The organism is Deltaproteobacteria bacterium (assembly GCA_016180855.1).
GTDB lineage: Bacteria > UBA10199 > UBA10199 > JACPAL01 > JACPAL01 > JACPAL01.
Map to the genome: position 1 here is coordinate 53,463 of JACPAL010000007.1, position 20,554 is coordinate 74,016.

The following is a 20,554-nucleotide window of genomic DNA, read 5'->3' on the forward strand; positions in this document are numbered from 1 at the left end:
ATGACCGATTCGATTATCTCGATAGGTGAAGAGGCGGTCAGTTATTCCGGCTATCTCACGACCGGTCTTGTGGGGCTCACCCGAATTGGCGAGTTTGTCGAAGATGGGGCGCTCAAATATCAGAAAGTAAACCTTGCCGCATCGGCCCAAAAATTTCAAAGACTGTTAACGACGGCGACCGGTCGTCCTCTCAAGACGATTCTCTTTGTCTCCTCGCTGAGCACCCTCTGGCAGACCGGTGAAGGGATCATCGATTGGGCTGGCGGAGACGAAGGCGCCAACAAAGACCAAAACGGGATCATCCTCTCAAGCGGTCTTCTCACGCTCCTGAATCTCTCAACACTCGCCGGACCCAATGGTTCCACACTGGTCCGTGCAGCCAGTCTTTCCGGAGCGCTTCTTATTGACGGTATCGGACTCAAAAATGCGATCAGCAACGATGCGAGCGCAAAGGAGATCGCCTACCAGGCAGCCACCCTCGTCCTATTCAACGGAGGACGGACGGAACGGGCCGAATTTCTCGCACTCCGAAAAAGGATTTTTGATCAACCCGACAAGGTCATCCATCGAAGTGCGATGACCCGGATCATCGACAAAATGTTCCACCCGATTCCTCTCTCCCAGATTTATCGTGATGTCCCGGACAGCTCCCAAAACATGGGGGTTTATATCCATATCCCGTTTTGTCCCACCATCTGCTCCTTCTGCGGCTTCAAGGTCGATATCGACAAGGGTGACGTTCGGGAGCGTTACAGTCGGGCGGTGGCGAACGAGATCGAACAGTTTGCCAAACGGTATCCGAACAGAAAAGTCGAGTGGATCTATTTTGGAGGAGGCACACCGGGGACCCTGACGGAAGCCCAATTGGGAAGAATCGTCACAAGTCTTAAGAGGCTGAATGTCTCGAACGGACTGCCGTTCACGATGGAGGTACGGGTCGACAGCATCACCGAAGAGAAGATGAGGGCCTACATGGCGATGGGGATCAACCGCTTTAGCGTAGGGGTGCAGACCTTTGATCCTAAAGAGAGACAAGATTTCAAACTCGTCTTTTCTCCTGATGAAGTTCTTGAACGTCTCCAGATCTTAAGCCGTTTGGGCGTGGAGTATAATATTGATCTCATCTTCGGGGCACCCGGACAAACGCTTGAGGCGTGGCAGAGGACCGTTCAGAGGGCCCTGCAGATCCGTCCCAATCAGATCACAACCTACGCCTATATGCCGATCAGCTACACCACGACCCATCGTCGGATGACGGGGGAGGAGAGTCGATGGTCACTCTGGCAAAGACAGAAAGGGATGATCGATCTTGTTCGTGAGGAGATGCAGACAGCTGGTTACCGTCAGTCAGATACCTTTGTCTTCTCGAGGGAAGAGGCGAAGGAGTACAGCCCCTATGCCGATACCAGCATGATCGCCTCTACAGTCGATTTCGTCGGCTTCGGACCAAGCGCCTACTCTTTTTTTGGGCCCTACGCGTATGTCAATCCGTACGACACAGTCCCCTACATGAGGGCTATCGAGAGGGGTGATGATCTGACCGTGGTTGGCATCCGTAACAATCCCTTTTTTGATGCCCTTCGCAAGGTCGCCTCTTTGGCGTCGAACATTCAGAAGGAATCGCGTCGACCTGTTGATGAGGGGGGGTCGATTCACGACGCTGTCGATTCCTGGTCTACCTACGGCATCTACCGGTTCTGGACCTTTATCTATTCGATGGCGCGCTGTTGGAATATGGAGACCTTATTGGTTGGCTATAGCCCCGTTGCAAAAAAGGTGCAGCCAAAGAGTCCCCATATGGCGCTTTGGCTCGACTCTCCATCCGATTTGGTCCCTCTTCGAAGGTCAGGAGCCTCTGCAAATAACTAGAAACAAATGTGCCCCATCGATCGACAATACCTCCAGTTATGAGCGGAGCGTTGACAAAAGCGTTATGTAACGACCCTGCAAGGGTAAACTGTTATATCCAGGCAGCGGGATAACGCCTAGGGATCCGAATGTTGATGGGGGAGATGGTTGTGCCATCCTGGAGCCTCTTTGCAGGGAGCGGTGGGCACAACTGTCCAGCGGCAATAGCCGGCCCTGTCCTAACGCAAGATTGAGTGGGGGTGATCAACAAAGAGTCTTGTGGGGCCTCTTGCTCTTCATCGCATCTCTCGGAGCCGCCATCGGCATTAACTACCTCACCCATCGTCCTCCTCCCCGAGTTCCACCAGGCCCCTAGTTCGTAATCTTGACCCAAATATATCCACGGTTTCGGTCCCAGTCTCGATCGATCGTTGCCATCCCCTTGAGGAGGGTTCCCTCAGAGACCCAATAAGGCTCATACCATTCTCGATCCGGATCCATCACAAGCACCTGCCTTCTTTTGGCATCGTAGGCCCCGATCGGCGCGATATGACCGACATCCGCATCATCGGTGTAGATCCCCTGGATAAAGTTGATGATGAGGAAATCGTCCCCTGATTTTTCATTTTGAACAAGCACCTCGTGGAGACGCTTTTCCGTCTCAGGCAAGGTGTCATCCGTATGAAAGAGCTCTACCGATCCCTTGAGACCATAGCTCTGTAAACTCTTTTTCAAGAGATCACCCACTTCATCCATGGACAAGGTACGAACCGTCTTCTTGGATAAAATTGCCTCATCCCATCGGGGGCTCTTAACCTTCTCCAGAAGAGTTGTTTGAGTAATGAGCGGTTCGTCAGACGACAATCGCCATCCTCTTCTCGCCGCATTCAAAACCATTGCAACGCTCGCCACAGAGCAGGCCTTTTCATTAAACTGGGCGGCATAATAGGGGGCCAAGGCCCAGTAATCGGGGGCCGGTCTCTTTCTAAGATACTCATTCCGCTTCGAGAGGGGGACTGCCTCTGGGCCATATTTTGGCTTAGCCTCCTCTGCCAGCAGGAGAGACGGAATGACCAACAGGAACGAGACAAGGGGTCTGATTTTCCATTTCATTATGGCGTCCATAGCTTTTTTAGACGACACCGTCTACAAATCGGTCGATCAAACCCTGCTTTGTCTCCTCACAATACGGAGCCTTATAAAAAGACTATTAAAAACGGTCTCTTGCGTGTATCGTCCGGTTCGCCATTGATGGCACACGATTTGTAATGACTTGGGTAAAAAAACAACCGTTCGTCCGAAACAAATCGTTTTAAGAAGTCGATAATGAAGGGCGACCGTTTTTGGATAAGGCGAAGATGGCATCCACTTTCAAAAGGCTTTTAGCTGGCAGTCTGATCGCCTCGCTGCTCATGGCCGGCCAGCCGCTATCTGCAGAACCATCATCCCCCCTCACAGAAAACAGCCTTAAAGGAGCGATCGACGAGGCCCAATCCCTCTACGAAAATTTCGAATTTGAACAGGCACGCAATCTTCTGCGTGAAGCGCTTTCCTCTCTATCAGGGCAGGAGTTGAACCACACAGACCTTCTCTCCCTCGTTCCGGCCTACACCCTGCTTGGTCTGCTTCAACATATCAATGGAGAGAACGCCGATTCGCTGCAGGCGTTTGAAGAGGTTGCGAGACTCTCCCCCTCAACCATCTTGAGTGAAAATGATTATTCCCCCACGGTCCGTCAGATTTTTCAAAAGGCGCAGGAGAAGGTTTTTTCCCATCGCGATGAATTTGGATCGGTGCAGATCAGCTCACGTCCCAAGGGGGCCCAGGTCTTTCTCAATGGCCAACTGAAGGGAAAGAGTCCGTTGGGGCTTGAATCTCTTCCCCTGGGGCCTCACCGGGTGAGCCTTGTTAAAGAGGGGTTCAAGGCGGAGGTCCATCGTGTCGAGGTCTCACCGCACTCCTCACTAAAGGTCTCATTCCGGCTTGAGAAAGAGGCCCCCATCGATACACACCTCTCCTCAGACACAAATTTTATCCAGGATTCTCCCAAAATGGACGTTGTGGAGGGCCGATCGATCCGAAAACCGTTCTGGAGGAGACCCCTCTTCTGGATCATTGCAGGGATTGCCGTCGGGACAGGAACGGGGGTCGGCCTTGCCTTAAGTCAGGGAGGTGACGACTCAGCAGGGGGCGGCGGAAGCTCGTCCGTTCAGGTTCAAACACCGGTCTTGGGAGGCAGCCTACGATGAAGGTTCGATTACTTCTCCTCCCGGTGCTCTTTCTCTGCCTCTCTCTCCAGATCGGCTGTCTTGGATCTCGAGGGGATAATAAAAAACCGGGATTTGAAACTATTCCTCCTCAGAAATTGCAGGCGCTGGGGCTGCCGTTATCGGCCTTTGTTGTTGTTTCGTTGGATCCTGCCACAAGACATCCCCTCCTTCTGGATTCCTCAACCAACAGCTTCAAGGGAGAGGTCAAGGTTCCCCTCGGGAGTCAATTTGATCTGACAGTCATCTATACAGTGGATGATCCGATATCGGGGAAGGTGATCGAGATCGCTCACTATGTTCGGAAAGAGGTGCTTGCTGAGACGGAGACGACACAGGTTATTTACCTCGGAGACGAGAACAACTGGCAGACCCTCTTTGACCTCTCTCCCGGAATACCTAACGACCTGAATCTGGATGGGGACGCCTACAACAATTTTATCGAGGTGGCGTATGGCAGCCATCCCGAAAATTCGGAAAGCCTCCCGGAAGGGGCCAAGACCTCAGCAACCCATAAAGATCCAATTTTTGGTTCTCAGGACGTCGCGCTTCCTCCTCCCGGCGCTGACATCACCGCCGCACTCAAGGGAGAAGAGGAGGTCCTGCTCGAGACAACGACTCCATTTGACTTAAAGGAGTTTAAATTATTGTCCCCCGGCTATGGCATTGAAATCCTCTCATCCGCCGAAGAGATCCTTGAGGCCAAAAAGATGAAGGTCAGGATCAACACCAAACGGTTTGTGACGGGAAACAAGGTAGGAGAGATGGTTTTGGTCATCCGGGTTGTTGATGAATATGATCTTTCACGGGAGACCGCTCTCCGGGACTCTATCAGCTTTTCCTGGGAACTCGACGACCCCTCAGGGATCGATAGCTCCAACACCTCGGTCCTCTTGAGGAGCCTGGATAGAAACTTTACCGTTGGAATAGTGGTCACAGATGAAAAACCGGAGGCCTCACGTCTCCTCTCACAAATCGGTCTCGAAACAATCGGGTATCCCGATGGAACCTACCAGATGGAGTTTTTAACCAGAGATAGTGCCGGCAATCCCCTTTTTGAGACAATTCCTGTAAGGATTCAAAACAGCAGGGCCGTCAGCCAGTTTGGTGCGAAGATCTCTGCTGTTCCGGGCTCTATACCGGAAGATGCCGGTCTGACACTCAGTGCCCGAGAATCGGTCGGCCCATTCCCCAATCAGCTAAAACTTTACGAATGGAACTGTACCGACCTGGCCAATTTCAATCCATCGGGGATGGGAGAGGGCTTTAGGCTGGATCGTCTTCCCAATGTGACACGGGCCGAACGGTCAAGGACGGTCCGCTGCCGACTGCTCTTCCAGAACGGGAGTTTCCGGGAAGAGGCAACGACCTCATTCGATGTCAGCTTTGTGAATGCAACACCGATCATTGAGACCCTTCAACTCACCCCGACCAACGGAACCGACATCTTATCCGACAACTTCACCATTTCATGGAACACAATCGATCCGGACAGAGACACGCTTCTCTACGACCTTACGATTACAAGACAAGATCCGAATGGCCCCCCCGTCACTGTGACGACCTGTTCTAACCTGACCCTCTCCTCTTTGAACGAAATGAGTGATCTTTCAAATCTCTGCACGGAACCGGCGAAGGGGTTCGGGGAGCTGTTAAGCCCGTTCCGGTTAGGGGCCAAGTCAGGATACGCCTTCCTTCTCACGGCCAAAGATGTGGATGGGGCAACCGGTCAGGCAACAACCTCCGGAACTGTGTTGGATAACAATCTGCTTGGGCGTTGGAGCTCCAGCGGTCTGGATGGGATCAATCTCCCGTTTGAGGCACCGGAGGAGGAGAGTTTTGATTTTGGCACGGGTGATTTTACACTCTCGGCCTGGATCTCTCCGGGAGGGGGAGGAACCGAATCGATCTTGAGCAAGAATGTCGATGGGAACGGCTTTAACCTGTTCCGGTATCTCTCTAACTATATCAACTTCTCGGTTCAGGAATGCAGCACCTTTCTGTCCGTTCGTCATCCGACCGACCACTGGATGCAGGTCGTTGTTGCAAAAAGAGGGTCGGTCTTCTCACTCTATCTGAACGGCGAACTGGAGGATCAGAAGGAATGTCAGGGCGTGAACATCAGTAACAACTCCCCGCTGGTTGTCGGATGTAACCGATCCCCAGGAAGTTGCACGGAGCCTTTTAGCAGATCGATCGACGAGGTGTCGGTCTACAACCGGGTCATCCGTATTGATGAGGTGAGGAGGGACTGCCGGCGAAACCACCCGAGCCCAACCTCCTGCCCCGATCCGAAAGAGCCGATCATCCTTGCCCCAACACCGAATCAGATCCTCCCACCGACCCGAATTTTCTGGAACTGGAGGGGTGAGAAGGATCCGGACGGGGGGTTGGTCTATCCTGATCAGGGGTATAAGGTTGATTTTGATATTGACAACAATTTGGCTAACGGCGCTTTCGAGTCGACATTCGTTCCAAGCTATAACAATATCAGCGATCGAACGAGCGAGTCTTCAGAACATCATGTGGAGTCGGAGGAGATTAATCCGAATCGGGCCTACAAGTTACGGATACGGCCTGTCCAGAATGATTCTATCCTCTCTGGATTTGATGCCACGCGAGTCTTCTTGACCGATAACTCCGTCGTCGCCTGGTGGAATTTCTATGAGGGGACCGGTTCGATTGCGGGGGATGTCGTTGGTGGTTATGATGGCCAGTTGATCAATTTTGGAGGGATTGGCTGGAGCGACGGCCTGATCGATCTTGGTGCGTTTACCGATCGGTCGCTCAATTTTGATGGCAATGATGATTTTGTCGATATCTCCCATGACCCCCTCCTGGTCCCTGCCAACCTGACACTGGAGGCATGGGTCAACCCGACACGGCTCGATGGCTGCAACGGGGAGAGCTGTGGTATCCTGAACAAGAGTTCGGGTGGCAACGGCTACCGGTTGGCAATCGATCCATCGGGCACAATTTCGTTCGGTTTCGGAGATGGGGTGACGGGCGAGAGCAACACGGCCTCTGCAACATTAGGGAATGGGACTGATACCTGGACGCACCTCGCCGCAACCCACAACGGCTCCATAGGGGCCCTCTTTCAGAACGGCCGATTTGAATCATCCGCCACGGCCCCACTGAGGGACTCCATGGGGAACCCAAATCTGCAAATTGGCCGGGACTACCCCACGGGGTATTTCAATGGGATCATCGATGAGGTGCGGATCTACAACCGGGCGATGGACGGCCTCGACCTCTGCAATAGCTACCTCTCCTTCTGCTACTCGGCCCAAGAAGAGGATCCCCGACTGAATCCCTCACCCCCATTGAAGATAAAGATGGGGTGAGGGGGGGTCAATCCGAAACATAACTATCAACGGGACGGTTTTCTGCTGCTACGATCTGCTCTTCAATATTTCTTAGGCCCCGCTCAACATCTTCAAGAATAGAATCAGATTCAGTCAAGGAGGCGTCCTTCCAACTGTAACTTTTCCCCCTAACACCTACTGTTATACCCAACTTGGTATAATTATAATATTTCGTGGGATCAATATCATAATTTGCCGTCCCAGAAGAATAGATCACCCGGATCGAATCAACCTTTGCATAGAGGAGATCGCTGCTAACTATTTTTCGAACGTCTCCCCCAACGGTGCCCTGAGAACAGTTGCCAAAACCGACCATCGTGATTTTTGAGCCTGAGGATGGATAATCACAGCCGTTTTCATTGGATCTCATAATTTCTGGACATGGGAACCCAGACCATTTCTGCTTCGGTAAGCAAGCGGCCAAAAGAGCTGTGGTGGCTACCCCTGCGAGGGAAATCAAACATTTCATCGGAACCTCCTTTTTTTCTGTTCTATTTTTTTTCGCTCTCTTTTTTTTCTTTTTTCTGCAGACAAGTCTTGTTGTTGCGAAAAACTGCCATTTCGAAGAGAAAAACTGGTCTCTTCAGAGAACAGACCATTATGGGATCATCGATGAGGTGCGGATCTACAACCGGGCGATGGACGGCCTCGACCTCTGCAATAGCTACCTCTCCTTCTGCTACTCGGCCCAAGAAGAGGAAGATGGGGTGAGGGGGGATCAATCCGCCGTCGTCAGATACTTCAGGTCCCCGTTCGTCGCGTCGTAATAGGAGATATGAAGGCGATCATTTGAATCAATGGCAATGTCACAATAGTTGCCGACATCGCCGGCAGAGTCGAGCGTTGTCGCTACCCAATCACCACTCAGGTTTGTGACGTATCTCAGATTGTTGGTCCCTATGCTGTCTTCATAGTAAACGAGATGTACAAAACCTTGGGAATCGACCGCAACGGCGATTGGGTCTCCTGAGGTCGTGTCAACCAGCTCCCCTTCCCAGTTCGAACCGTTTTTGGAGGCGACATAAATATCCCCATTTTCCCAATAGGCAATAATGACCTTTGCATCATCACTGACAGTTATGGAGGGTGAAAGTCCGGTATTATTCCCTGATTGAACTACTTCTACGGCCCAGGAGCCCGACACATTGGTGGCATACTGCAGGCTCGAGGGACGAACATTCGAATGAGCTGCAATATGAACCCGATTATTCGGGCCAATCGTCAAGGAAGGTTCCTCGATCCCCCTGTCGAATGGTATAATTTGAGAGGACCAGGCACCGGAAGAGCCGGTAACATATCGGACATAACCTGAGCCCTCAATCCAGTGGGCGATATGAACGGCCCCACTCGAATCGACCGCAATCGATGGCGAAAAGCCTCCTGCCTCAACTCTCTCATTAACCCAGATGCCAGAAGCGTTAGTCGCATATCTAAGCGTCCCATTGGTGGCATCTCGATAGGCGATGTGAAGCTTGTCGTTTGAATCAATCGCGATTGAGGTACCAATACCAACATCAGCACTCTCATCGACCGGCAAATGGATCAGTGCCCCATTCGTAAGATTCCAGAGTGATAACCTTGGGGCATTGGCCTGATAGCTGGAGATGTAAGCCTTTCCGGACGAATCAACCGTAATGGAGCTATATTGTCCGTGATTGTTCGTATTTGGACTCGTGGAATAAATCTTTACCACCTCAATCCCGTCGCTGATCGTTGGCGAGATATTGCCCGCCGCATCCTTAAGCCAGAGGTATTGGGTCGAGAGCCCCCGGAGATCGGTCAGATTCCGGGAGGAGGAGGTGGAAAGGGAGGTCGTCGAACTAATAGAGATCCAGTTGCCATCGTTCAGATCGGGTGGCGTTGAATCGGAACTCAGATAATACGCCGTGATCCCGATTGAATCGGTGCCGGTCATGTCGGCTGAAACGGTTGAATCGACGGTCAATTTGTTTCCATCATCCAGCCTCAGGCCCCCTGTCGGTGGATTCGCATCGAGCGTGATCGTGCCGGATGTTGTTCCGGTCCGATTCAACGAATCCTTGAGATGGAGATAGACCGTCTTCAACCGATCGCCCGGAGAGAGCTCCAGATTCACCGTTTTCTGCAAACTGGCAGAAGGGGATTCAATCGCTGTCCACGAGGCATCAAAGGGGGAAGGGGCGGAGGCGATCGTCTCCGAGACGAGATAACCGGTGATCGTCGTTGAACTAAGACCGGAGAGGCCAAGCGAGAGATTCCTCATTGCGGTGTAACGGGCATTGTTGTTGATCGTAAGACCCGCCGTGAGTTCAATCGCCGCAAGATCGATCGTGTCCAGGACAGACTCGGAGATCTGCCCGGCCTCATTCTTCACCCAACCATAAATAGTGTGTGCTCCGACAGAAGGGATGAGGGTAAAATCGGTCTCGATCTCTACCGACCCTTTCGGTTCCAACAGCGGATTCCAGAGAGGGGAGTCGGATGACGGGACAGCCCCATCCTCCGACAGCATATAATGTGTGATCTTTATGCGGGAGGAGCCGGTCAGTCTGACGGTCACCGAAAGATCGTCAGTAGCCGTGTCCCCGTTGTTGATCGTGATCGCCCCGGCCGGCCTCTGGGTCGAGAGGGTCAGTGTCAGACAGGTCACGGGTGAAAGATTGTTGTCACCCTCCTTAAACCAGACATGAACCGTCTTGTTTCCATCCCCTGGCGAAAGGACCGATGCAACCTCCCCCGAATACTCAGAAACGGGGGTCACGAGGACCCAGGACGGATCGGAGAGAGAGGGGGTCTCCAGTCTCTCCGAGATAAAGTAACCGGCGACCCTGTTTGCGTGTCTTGCGGAAAGGAGAAGGGTGATGTTCTGCGAGGTGGCTATCGTCCCCTCACCCTTGAGTACAACCGACTGGTTCCAGTTGGAATCGGGGGTTGAAGAGCATTCGGCAGGACCACTCTCGGAACCGGTGACGGATGGGGAGGAAGAAGGGGAGTCCGATCCCTTTTTACCGAAACAGGAGAGGAGCAGGAGAGAGCAAAGAATGACGGAAAGCGCCCGGGACGACACAAACCGGAATTTCTCATGATTCAGGAGGCAGGGCAAATAAAAAGAATCGTGTTACCGGTAGCGGTAAAGTTCGTCCAAGTGGCGATCAAACTCCTTATGAACCGGGTTCAGCCTAAAACCACGATACTCCGCACGGCATCGATAACAGACCGTCATCCAGGGGACACGACGAAACAGGATAAAATCAATGAGTGCAACAACGAGCAAGGAGATCCCGTAGGTCCAGGGGACCGTTACAATCCCGACAAGGATAATCGGAATCGCAATCTTTCTTGGAAAATCTTTTTGGAGATAGAGATCCGGGGCGTTGCAGGAGAGACAGTGGATAACCATCTCTTCTGGATTACTGGCGGTGTTTTTTTCCCCCTCTATCACAACGGTATCGCCGATAATAAAAACAGATATCGTGCTGCAAGTTCACCGATAAATACAAACGCAATCGCAACGTACATGATCCCGGTTGCCGACTGGTTCGAACCGATCCGGGCGGTGCTCCAGATCATCGCCACCACGACCGCCGGAACCAAAAGACCGACTAAAATCCTCTGCCAGAAGAAAATCCCATGCCCGGCAAAAGAAATGAGACCTTCCAGGAAGTTTTCTCCCGGATAAACGAGCTCCCGATAGCTTAAAAGAGATACCCCAACCGCCAGGAACCGGAACATCAGGATTGCAATGAGGATCCAGGCCATTGTGACAAGAAGCCTTTTGGGCATGTCGGTATTCACCAAATAGTAGTGACCAAAGATCATCCCGGCCAAAAAACCTCCCAAAACGAGTGAGGCCGAAAGAAAATGAAGCGGGAGTAAAACAGAATGTATCCAGAGCGGAGGAATCGCGGGACGATAAACCAGCGAATCAACGAGAATAGCACTCAAACCAATAGAGGCGATCAACACCAAACCAGCACGCGTCACCTGCCCACTAAAAAAGCGCAGATGAAACCACTGGGCAAAGGTCATCGCCAGAAAAAAGAGGAAGAGGATCTGCGATAACCGCCTTAACAAGGCCCCCTCCCCCACCGGCTGCCCAAAAACTTCAGGGAGATGAAAGGTTGCTTTGTACTGAAGAATCAGCGCAATCAGGGTAAACAAAAAAGTCCAGAAGCTGATTGATTTGAAAAATCGGCGGTCGACCAGCGCCGGCGGAAGCAGTGCAACCGTTGCAATCATCCCAACCGCCATCTGAAAAAGGAACGTGACAAGAATGAAGGAGATCGACATAGGTAGCCTTTATCCCTCACCCGGTGGGGGATCAATGAAGAAAATTAGGGAAGGGTGAGGGGGTACAATGAAGAAAATCTCTCTTTTGATTTTCGATCTCGACGGAACGTTGATCGACTCCAAGGCAGATATCACGAATTGCGTCCTGTGGACGCTTCGGGACATGGGACTCCCCTCTATTCCGGATGAGGTGATCCACTCCTATGTGGGAAATGGCGTCCGCCCGCTGATCCAGAAATCAGTGGAGGCGGCCCATGGCTCCAGTTTTGATAAGGCAATCCGCATTTTCGAAGGCTACTACCGCTCCCATCTGATCGACAAGACAAGACCGTTTCCGGGAGTGCAAGAGACGTTGGAGCATTTTCGATCCAAAAAAATGGCGGTCTGCACGAACAAGCCCCAATACTTTACCGAACCGATTTTAAGTGTTTTAAAGCTGGACCATTACTTCATGACAGTCATCGGAAGTGGAAACACCTTTCCCAAGAAGCCGGATCCGACAATGATTTTTCATCTCATAAAAGAAGGCGGGTGCCGACCCGAGGAGGTCGTCCTGATCGGGGACAGTCGTGTCGACATCGAAACCGGGAAAAATGCCGGGATCCTCACCTGCGGAGTTACCTACGGATTTCGTCCTGCAGAAGAGGTTCATGAAGCAAACGCTGATTTTGTGATCGATAGCTTTTTAAAACTCAAGTCTCTCTTTGAATGATGCAAAAATCGGTTTCTAGACTTCACACGTTGAGAGGCGGCAGGACCCGCCATCACTTTTGAGTTTTAACAACTCAGACGGCGAAGTGCCTCCTGATACCTCTCAGAGGTCTTCTGAATAATATCATTGGGCAGACTGGGGGCCGGCGGCTTCTTGTTCCAGTGAATCGATTCAAGGTAGTCCCGCACAAACTGCTTATCGAAACTAGGTGGTGAGATCCCAACCTGATAACTGTCCTTGGGCCAAAAACGGGAGGAATCGGGGGTGAGCGCCTCATCAATCCAGATCAGTTTTCCGTCCAGAAGCCCAAACTCAAATTTGGTGTCCGCCAAGATGATGCCACGTGGCTCGGCCCATTTTACGGCCTCCTGATAGAGATGGAGACTCATCTCCCGGACCTGTTCCGCAATCTCTCCACCGACAACCTGCACGGCCCGATCAAAACTGATGTTTTCATCATGCGCCCCCCTTTCCGCCTTGGTGGCAGGGGTGAAAATCGGATTTGGTAATCGTTCCGCCTCCCGAAGCCCCTTGGGTAACTTGATTCCGCAGATCATCCCGGTTTTCTGATAATCCTTGAAACCGGAGCCGGCAAGATATCCACGAGCAACCGCCTCTATTTTCAGAGGGTCGGTTTTCCGGACAATGACCGCCTGATCCTGGATGGAAGCCACCTCCTCGTGGTTAGCAATGAAGCTCCCCGCGGCAAGACCGCGGGGTTTCTTGGCGGAATCCCCGTAGCCACCGACCCTCCTCTGCCAATGCTTCGGATCTCCGGACCATTCATCCGGCAACCGGTTTATGCGTCAGGTGATTCGGGATGATCCCATTCAACTTTTCAAACCAGAAGTTGGAGAGGGCCGTCAGAACCTTTCCCTTCCCCGGGATTGGATTCGGGAGAACGACATCAAACGCGGAGAGGCGATCCGTTGTCACAATCAGAAGTTCAGAGCCCAAATCGTAGACGTCCCTCACCTTGCCACGAAAGAGAAGTTTGAGCTGACTTAAATTAGAATGAAAAAGTGTCATCAATAAAATAACCGGGTTAGTCCGTATACGAGAGCCCCCACAACAGCAGAGGCCGGTATTGTAAAAATCCACGCAAGAAAGATCGAATCAACGACTCCCCATCGAACGGCTGTCAGACGTTTGGTTGACCCAACCCCCATAATCGCCCCCGTAATGGTGTGGGTCGTACTCACGGGAATTCCACCGAATGTCGCCAAAAAAAGTGTTGCCGCGGCTGCTGTTTCTGCTGCAAAGCCACCGACCGGCTGGAGTTTCGTCACCTTCATCCCCATCGTCTTGACGATCCTCCATCCGCCAAACATCGTCCCCAACGCAATAGCTGCGTGGCAGACAACAATAACCCAGATGGGAACATAGAACTTGTCCCCCAAGTAGCCCGTGGAGAAAAGCAGAATGGCAATCACCCCCATCGTCTTCTGGGCATCATTTCCCCCATGACCCAAACTGTACAGTCCTGCGGAAACGAGTTGAAGCCGGCGAAAGTGACGATCCACTCGGGAGGGGGAGGAATGATAGAAGAGGAGATTCACGAGAGACATAACAATAAAACCCAGGATGAATCCCATCATCGGCGCAATCAGAATAAATATTCCAATTTTGATGAGACCGCTTGCAATCAGGCAGGAGGGACCAGCCTTGGTAATCGCCGCCCCTACAAATCCACCCACGAGCGCGTGGGAACTTGAGGTAGGGAGCCCCCACCACCATGTCAGGAGGTCCCACACAATCGCCCCCATGAGACCGGAAAAAACGACAGCGACATTCATGACAGAGGGGTCAACGACTCCCTTTCCAATCGTTTGTGCCACATGAACATTAAAGACGAAGAGGGCAGCAAAATTAAAAAAGGCGGCCCAGGCAACAGCTACTTTCGGTGAAAGAACCCTCGTAGAAACAACGGTCGCAACGGAATTTGCCGCATCATGAAAACCGTTGATGAAATCAAACGACAAAGCAGCGATTGTAACAAGAACGATGACGAGAAGAGAAGCAGGTTCAGGCATTCTTCAAGACAATCCCTTCCAGAACATTGGCTAAATCCTCACAGCGATCCGTTGCTGTCTCAAGGGTTTCTAAAATCTCCTTCTCTTTAATCAACCGAATCGGATCCTTTTCACGCTCAAAAAGAAGCGCAATGGCAGCCCGCGAGGCCTCATCCGCTTCATTCTCAATCCGGTTCACCTCGATGCATTGGGCCAAAATCATCTCCGGGCTCTTGTGTTCTCTTAATCGAATAATCGCTTTATTGGCCTCTTCAACAGACCTCACAAGAAGTCCGGTAATTTTTTTCATCCCTTCTGTTGGCTGACCAATCTTATAGAGGATCATTTTGTTGGCGGCCCCAAAAATGAGGTCAACGATATCATCAAGTTCCGAGGCAAGTTGATGAATATCTTCCCGATCAAACGGGGTAATAAATGTTTTGTTGAGTGTCTCGATGGTATCATGGGTTATCTGATCCCCACAATGCTCGACATCTTCGATTTTTTTAAGCTTTACCTCCACCTGGTTAAAGTCTTGAACAAGACCTTCCAAAAGGTGGGCTGCCTGAACCATATTAACGGCCGCTTTTTCGAAGAGGTCAAAAAACTGGACGTTTTTCGGGAAGAGCCCCATTTCCGTGGAGCTGTATAAGGCCTCTCAAGTCAAAGTCAAATAAAAACAGGTAACAAGGGGGTTATCGAATCAGTGAACAACCGCTGCCGGCTGCGCGCCAGCCGGTCAGTCCACCCTGATCCACAATCGCAGGGTTAGAAGAGGCGACCTCATCTTGCGAACCAGGGGCATTGCTAATCTGTACCGGTGTTCCCAGGGGTGTCTGTGTCTCATTAACCGTCGCCTCATTCTGACAACGGGAATCACAACCATCTCCATCACTCGTGTTACTATCGTCACACTGTTCGTCCGGCTCTGTAATGCCATTGCCACATTGCCTGACCGGCGGGCAGGCGCTGCAATCCCGTTCGCAGGTAGAACAGTTCTCCTCACCATTGCAGGTCCCATCCCCACAGATAGCTTCGGGAGGGCAAGCGCCGCAATCAGCGGAACAGGTGCTGCAACTCTCACCCGCGTCACAGGAAGCATTACCACATCCGGTGGTAACCGCCGCCGGTCTTGCTCCCTTGGCATATTTGAGAACCTGCCGCCCCGCATCGTAATAGCTGATGTGGAGAGTATTATTAGAGTCACAAGCGATCGATGTATACTGCCCAACATCTGAGGAGGCAGGGTTTGCGGTCATTGGATCTTCAATCGTCTCAACGCGCCAGGTTGATTCGGTTCGCTCACGGCTCGCATGCTTCAAAGACCTGACGGTTGCATCATAGTAGCTGATGTGCAATGAGCCGTTGGGACACTCCGTCAAAGAGGTGTAAAGACCGGCATCGGAGTTCTCTCCGTCGATCAAGGTGGTGCCGGTTGATCCAATCGTCGCAAAACGGAGCTCACCCCCATTCGGCTGGTAGAAGGCGATATGCACGACCCCTCCCGAAGAGAGGAGTGCGTCCTTGTAGAAGTTGGGGCTCGTGGTGGTTGTCACCATCGCCTCATGATTGAAGAGTGTGGTCGTTGGACCGGACCAATCATAAGCCAGTCCATTAAATGGAGCCAGGTGATAAAACAGTTGCGGTTTCGAACTGACAACCCTCGTGTAAAAGGCATGAAGATTAGCAGCACTATCAATCAGGAGTGAGAGTTGAGGAAGCATGGTTTGCGCAATGACCTCAGCGGGGGTCACCCAACTTGACGTCGAGGTATTGTAACGGGAATTATAGAGCCGGAAATCGTTATCATCGTGACGATAAATCACGTGGGGAACCCCGCTCGATGAGAGGGCCAGGGCGGCACTACTTCCGGCCGATTCCGTCTTTGACCCGTCAATCACGGTCGTAAGGGCCGGCCAGGAACCGGACCTCTGCAGAAGTGTGGCAACGCCCATAACGGGTGGGCAACTGCCGACACAACTGGTTGAAATATGTCCCCCATAGAGGGTAACGCAGAGATTCCCTGCTGCAGTCGAGAGAAGGCTGACATCCTCAAGACGATCGTAAACGGCCGTCAGATTGATTGGCGTTGACCAACCCCCTCCCCTCTGACTGATAAACTTGAGTCGCCTCGATTCCCCAACGTAAGCAATCGCCGGTGCATTATCGGAAAGGGCCAAGGAGGAATAGGTGCCAGCTCCTATGGCTGAATCAAGCGTCGCGGTACTCCAATTGTAGGTCTGTGCCGCAAGAATTGCGGGAAAAAACAGCCCGTGAACAAGGGCAGCCAAAACGATCCCTCGAATGTTAAAGAGCCGCTTCATAAAATCTTTTGCCCCTTGGGAGAACTACGGTTATCGGATCAGGCCACACCCACGACCACCCGCCTGTTGGGGCGGTTCTTCGGGAGGTGCCGGAGGAACAATCGGTGGGGTTTCACCTGGTGTTACAGTCCCAGGGCAGTCAGCGAGACAGGTCTGCATGTTCTCGCCCACCTCCGGATTGCAAATCCCATTTCCACAGAGAGACGGATCAGGAGTAATGCAGGCACCTCTCCGGCAGACCTTTCCCTCACCGCACTCCGCATCGTTCATGCAAGAGACACAAGTTCCTTCATCACAAATTGCACCACCGGGACACTCCGTATTTGTTGTACAACCGGTTCTCACAGGAGGGGTTACACAGGCCCCTTCCTGACAAATCCTGCCCGTTTCACATTGGGCATTATCGGTGCAGCTCTGACAAGTTGCATTGATACAGGCTGAGAGGCCAGGGCAATCGGCGTTGGTAACACATGCCGGTGTGGGGGGGAGGCAATCAGCAGAACAGTTCTGTGAGGTTTCACCATAATTGGAATCGCAAACACCGTTTCCACAATGACAGTCCGTAAAACAATTATTGACCGTCTCACTTGCGCTACAGACCCCGTCTCCACAACCGGGACAATCTTGAGGAGAGACAGATATCGATTCGCCCGGGTCGCATAAACCATTTCCGGCTGCTGACAAAACGGCATGCCTCAGCTCTTCCTGAACCCGATGATAATAGGCAAGATGGATTGCACCTTCATTACTGACATCGAGCGAAAGATACCGGTTTTGATAAAAGTCAATGGAGGTGGTGCCATAAACACCGATTGAGGCGTCAACCGTAAAGAGTTCCCATGCGGCTGCCGGCAGATTCAACCGCTTGCGGGCATATTTTATCCGTCCCTGGCGGGTACCGCTTACCATATCACTGGAGTAGTAAGCGAGGTGGAGGACGTTTCCCGGCCCGATCGCTATACTACAAAAACGACCTGTATCATCGGTATCAGAGGCATCCGCAGTCCCATCAACCCTTTCGGGTGCACTCCAATTCTGGATCGGTCGAGCGTGACTCCCCCCCCAGTATTTGAGACTCTTTTCATTGGGATCATGAAAACAGATATGGACATTTGCAGTATCAACGGCCATCGATAGGTGAACCAATCCCCTTCCCACGGTAGTATTAAGTTCGCTATTATTAACAACAGTAAATGACTCGGCGTCCCCTGAAGCCGTCGGCCAGGTGTAATCATCCTCGGTCGGAGAGGTCGGATTATTCGGATTATTACCGCTCTTCTTGTACCGAATGATCGTGTCCTCCTCTCCCCCTGCATCGTCAACGTCATCGCTAAAGACATAAACAAGATGACCATACCCCTCCTGATCCAGGGTAAACCTAAAAGGTCCCTCAACTATTCCTGACGCTACCCTACAACCAACGGTTGTCGGATTCTTCTGCCAACGATGAATTAATTTGCCGGCATCATCTGCGGCAGAGGCGGAACAAGGAACTGCAATAGCAGTCGATGTCCCCCTTTTAAAAACAATATGTGCATTGTTGTTGGGGCCCAACGCAATGGAGTGATGTGTTGCCCCTGCCGTAAAACCGGTTGAACTGACCTGACTGCCATCCCCGTTAAGAACACGGGTCCCGATACGAGGCGTTGCCGGATCTGCTAACATGGAATAGACATCACTGGCATAAAGTGTCGTATCGTCATTCCGAATTTTAAAATCGATAAATTCACCTGATTGTGTCGTGGCCGGAGGATTTGGAAAGGGGGTCACGACCCAACCTGTTCCATCCAGATTGCGCGCATATCGTACATATCTGTTCGCCCTATCATAGTAGAATATATGGGGGCGTCCCTGACTATCCAGATCTATGACAGGGTACTCACCCACAGAACCGGTACTGTCGGCAGCTGTCGTCTGCCAGGCAAGAGAGGCCGCTCCCTGACTGGCACCCTCCTCCTGAAACAGGAGGGAAAAGGCCGAGAAGGCAAGGAGGACAACCAGCCACCGATTTTTGAGATTTAATGCCCCACGCATGACAAACAGAGTATAGAGCAAAGCCCGTGCCAACAAAAGTATTATTTCTCCAATGAAAAATAATATTAAATTTCATTGAGTTAAATACAAACTGAAGCGGTTTGCAAATTATCAAAATGATAGGGTTTCTCATTTTGATAATGAAACGGGGACGGTATTTTCCTTAAAAGCTATCGAACCAGGGAACAACCGCCCAAAGAGACCGTCTCAACATTGACACCGGGAATTCCTTCCTTTGGAGCTGCGGATGAGGAAGGGGTCGGTTCCGGAAGCTCCTCGATCGATGCAGCTGATTCCTCCGGGGTCAAATCCTCATCCGATAAGCTATTCTCCTCTCCATCGGATAAGTCAGTTGTTTCCAAAACAGCCTCTACTACCGGCTGATCGACGGAAGGTGTGGAAGAATCCGGTGTCATCAGGGGAGTCGGATCGGTCTCTAGAAGGCAGGGTGCGGGATAACAGGCGTATTTGAGATCAGTCTCTTCACATCCACCGGCACCGCAAACTTCGTAGGCCAAATGAAGCCGATCGGACACAACCGTCGCAGAAAAAGTCCTTTTCTGATTGCTCCCAAAACCAAAAACAGATTCTCCACTGTCAACAATACCAAAGCTCCATGAACCGGTTGAATTTAATCCTCTGGAGGCAACGACTAAAACAGGTTCCAATTCCTCATTCGCGTTTAATTTAGGATTGGCCCGTCCGATAATGAAGACCTTCTGTCCCAAAACCTCAATCTCACATCCGTCGAGAACATCAAAGGAGAAATTGGCAAGCGCCACAGGTGATGAAAATGAATTCTCATTTTTTTTGACATACCTCATGACCCTCGCCGTCTTATCAAAATAACAAATATGAAGAACCCCACCGGAGTCGATTGTGATATCCATCTTCTCGCCAAATTCATGCTCCTCATCCTCCGCCTCTACAACAGTGGTCTTTGTCCAGACTCCTACATCAGGGGAACGCTTGGCATAACGGATCCTCTGCGTCAGATCGGTTGAGAAGTTGGAGGCGCGATATTCATCCTTATAGAGAAGATGGACGGCGTTATCTCCAAATGTCATAGCGGTGTAAGGTTTGATCTTGGGGAAACAACCGAAGACGCAGCCCGGTTCGGCAACAGTCTCCGTTGTCCAGTCACCATTGACCTCCTTCTTCTTGTACCGAATCCGACCATGATTGGAAGAGTCATAATAGGCAAGATGCCTCCTGCCGGACGGTTCGATCAGGAGCGACGTCCATTCACCATTCGACCTCTCATCCAGAACACTGGAGGCCTGATTCGGCCAGACGGGGAGTTCCGGTACCGGCTCATCGAGGTTTCGACTCGACAAAACAAGATCCCCCGTTGGAGAAAATGGATCGGGAAGACAATCGATACTTTCGGAATCGGAACAGTCATCCCCTTTTAAAACGGAGGAGACGTAGACCTTGCTATTGCCGACAGCGATCCGAGTCCCCGGCCCAGCGGTGGCACTACTCTCATCCACATAGGCCCAGGAGCTCCAATCCGTTCCCTCTCTCTTAAGGTAACGGGTCCAATATTTACCGACCGTATATTCCTGGTAGCTGATATGAATCCGGCCGGTCGGATCAACGGCAATCGAGCTGTTCATCCCAACGTTGTCAGACGGATCCCCCGCCTCGGAGAGGAGGCGCCGATCCCAGTCTGTAGACGGCTCCGGACAACCGAACAGACAAAAGGTGAGTGCCACAA

At 51.7% G+C, this 20,554-nt stretch carries 18 protein-coding genes; 5 read left to right on the forward strand and 13 right to left on the reverse strand.

Annotated elements, in window-relative coordinates; genetic code table 11:
- Positions 1–1,869: a radical SAM protein gene (locus tag HYT77_04065; GenBank protein MBI2067168.1), complete on the forward strand. Its 1,869-nt coding sequence runs from the start codon at positions 1–3 to the stop codon at positions 1,867–1,869.
- Between the two features lie 91 nt (positions 1,870–1,960).
- On the opposite strand, the gene HYT77_04070 is transcribed toward HYT77_04065, so the two are convergent.
- Together HYT77_04070 and HYT77_04075 are read right to left on the reverse strand one after the other, a co-directional pair.
- Entirely contained in the window at positions 1,961–2,191 is a 231-nt protein-coding gene (locus HYT77_04070; protein MBI2067169.1) for a hypothetical protein, read from the reverse strand.
- A 29-nt stretch (positions 2,192–2,220) separates the two neighbouring features.
- On the reverse strand, positions 2,221–2,961 hold the full coding sequence (locus HYT77_04075) for a hypothetical protein (protein MBI2067170.1): 741 nt from the start codon (positions 2,959–2,961) through the stop codon (positions 2,221–2,223).
- 245 nt (positions 2,962–3,206) lie between these two features.
- Here HYT77_04075 and HYT77_04080 point away from each other — a divergent pair, with 245 nt between their 5' ends.
- Entirely contained in the window at positions 3,207–4,097 is an 891-nt protein-coding gene (locus HYT77_04080) for a PEGA domain-containing protein (protein MBI2067171.1), read from the forward strand.
- Complete coding sequence (locus HYT77_04085) at positions 4,094–7,462, forward strand: LamG domain-containing protein (protein MBI2067172.1); 3,369 nt, start codon at positions 4,094–4,096, stop codon at positions 7,460–7,462. The genes HYT77_04080 and HYT77_04085 overlap by 4 nt, the downstream gene beginning before the upstream one ends.
- Positions 7,463–7,469: 7 nt before the next feature.
- Here HYT77_04085 and HYT77_04090 read toward each other — a convergent pair whose 3' ends face one another.
- Entirely contained in the window at positions 7,470–7,853 is a 384-nt protein-coding gene (locus tag HYT77_04090) for a hypothetical protein (GenBank protein ID MBI2067173.1), read from the reverse strand.
- Between the two features lie 64 nt (positions 7,854–7,917).
- On the opposite strand from HYT77_04090, the gene HYT77_04095 reads away from it, so the two are divergent.
- The gene (locus HYT77_04095; GenBank protein ID MBI2067174.1) at positions 7,918–8,250 is read left to right on the forward strand and encodes a hypothetical protein; all 333 of its coding nucleotides are present in this window, start codon (positions 7,918–7,920) and stop codon (positions 8,248–8,250) included.
- On the opposite strand, the gene HYT77_04100 is transcribed toward HYT77_04095, so the two are convergent.
- From HYT77_04100 to HYT77_04110, 3 genes are read right to left on the reverse strand one after another with little or no spacing between them, the layout of a single operon-like run.
- Positions 8,202–10,529 (reverse strand): hypothetical protein, encoded by a 2,328-nt coding sequence (locus HYT77_04100; protein MBI2067175.1) that lies wholly within the window; start codon positions 10,527–10,529, stop codon positions 8,202–8,204. The genes HYT77_04095 and HYT77_04100 overlap by 49 nt on opposite strands.
- 51 nt (positions 10,530–10,580) lie before the next feature.
- Positions 10,581–10,904, reverse strand: a complete 324-nt coding sequence (locus tag HYT77_04105; GenBank protein MBI2067176.1) for a hypothetical protein — start codon at positions 10,902–10,904, stop codon at positions 10,581–10,583.
- Entirely contained in the window at positions 10,901–11,752 is an 852-nt protein-coding gene (locus HYT77_04110) for a hypothetical protein (protein MBI2067177.1), read from the reverse strand. The genes HYT77_04105 and HYT77_04110 overlap by 4 nt, the downstream gene beginning before the upstream one ends.
- Before the next feature lie 67 nt (positions 11,753–11,819).
- Between HYT77_04110 and HYT77_04115 the strand changes: the two genes are divergently transcribed.
- Positions 11,820–12,464, forward strand: coding sequence for an HAD-IA family hydrolase (locus HYT77_04115; GenBank protein MBI2067178.1), 645 nt, complete (start codon positions 11,820–11,822; stop codon positions 12,462–12,464).
- Positions 12,465–12,529: 65 nt separating this feature from the next.
- On the opposite strand, the gene HYT77_04120 is transcribed toward HYT77_04115, so the two are convergent.
- The 7 genes from HYT77_04120 to HYT77_04150 all read right to left on the reverse strand — a co-directional run bounded on the left by HYT77_04120 (position 12,530) and on the right by HYT77_04150 (position 20,552).
- Positions 12,530–13,267: a phosphoribosylaminoimidazolesuccinocarboxamide synthase gene (locus HYT77_04120; GenBank protein ID MBI2067179.1), complete on the reverse strand. Its 738-nt coding sequence runs from the start codon at positions 13,265–13,267 to the stop codon at positions 12,530–12,532.
- Positions 13,248–13,496, reverse strand: coding sequence for a hypothetical protein (locus HYT77_04125; protein MBI2067180.1), 249 nt, complete (start codon positions 13,494–13,496; stop codon positions 13,248–13,250). Before HYT77_04125 ends, HYT77_04120 begins: the two co-directional genes overlap by 20 nt.
- Positions 13,493–14,497, reverse strand: a complete 1,005-nt coding sequence (locus HYT77_04130) for an inorganic phosphate transporter (GenBank protein ID MBI2067181.1) — start codon at positions 14,495–14,497, stop codon at positions 13,493–13,495. Before HYT77_04130 ends, HYT77_04125 begins: the two co-directional genes overlap by 4 nt.
- Complete coding sequence (locus HYT77_04135; protein MBI2067182.1) at positions 14,490–15,110, reverse strand: DUF47 domain-containing protein; 621 nt, start codon at positions 15,108–15,110, stop codon at positions 14,490–14,492. The genes HYT77_04130 and HYT77_04135 overlap by 8 nt, the downstream gene beginning before the upstream one ends.
- A 61-nt stretch (positions 15,111–15,171) precedes the next feature.
- The gene (locus HYT77_04140; protein ID MBI2067183.1) at positions 15,172–16,800 is read right to left on the reverse strand and encodes a DUF4215 domain-containing protein; all 1,629 of its coding nucleotides are present in this window, start codon (positions 16,798–16,800) and stop codon (positions 15,172–15,174) included.
- A 30-nt stretch (positions 16,801–16,830) separates the two neighbouring features.
- Complete coding sequence (locus HYT77_04145) at positions 16,831–18,834, reverse strand: hypothetical protein (protein MBI2067184.1); 2,004 nt, start codon at positions 18,832–18,834, stop codon at positions 16,831–16,833.
- A 170-nt stretch (positions 18,835–19,004) separates the two neighbouring features.
- The gene (locus tag HYT77_04150; GenBank protein MBI2067185.1) at positions 19,005–20,552 is read right to left on the reverse strand and encodes a hypothetical protein; all 1,548 of its coding nucleotides are present in this window, start codon (positions 20,550–20,552) and stop codon (positions 19,005–19,007) included.
- Between the last annotated feature and the right edge of the window lie 2 nt (positions 20,553–20,554).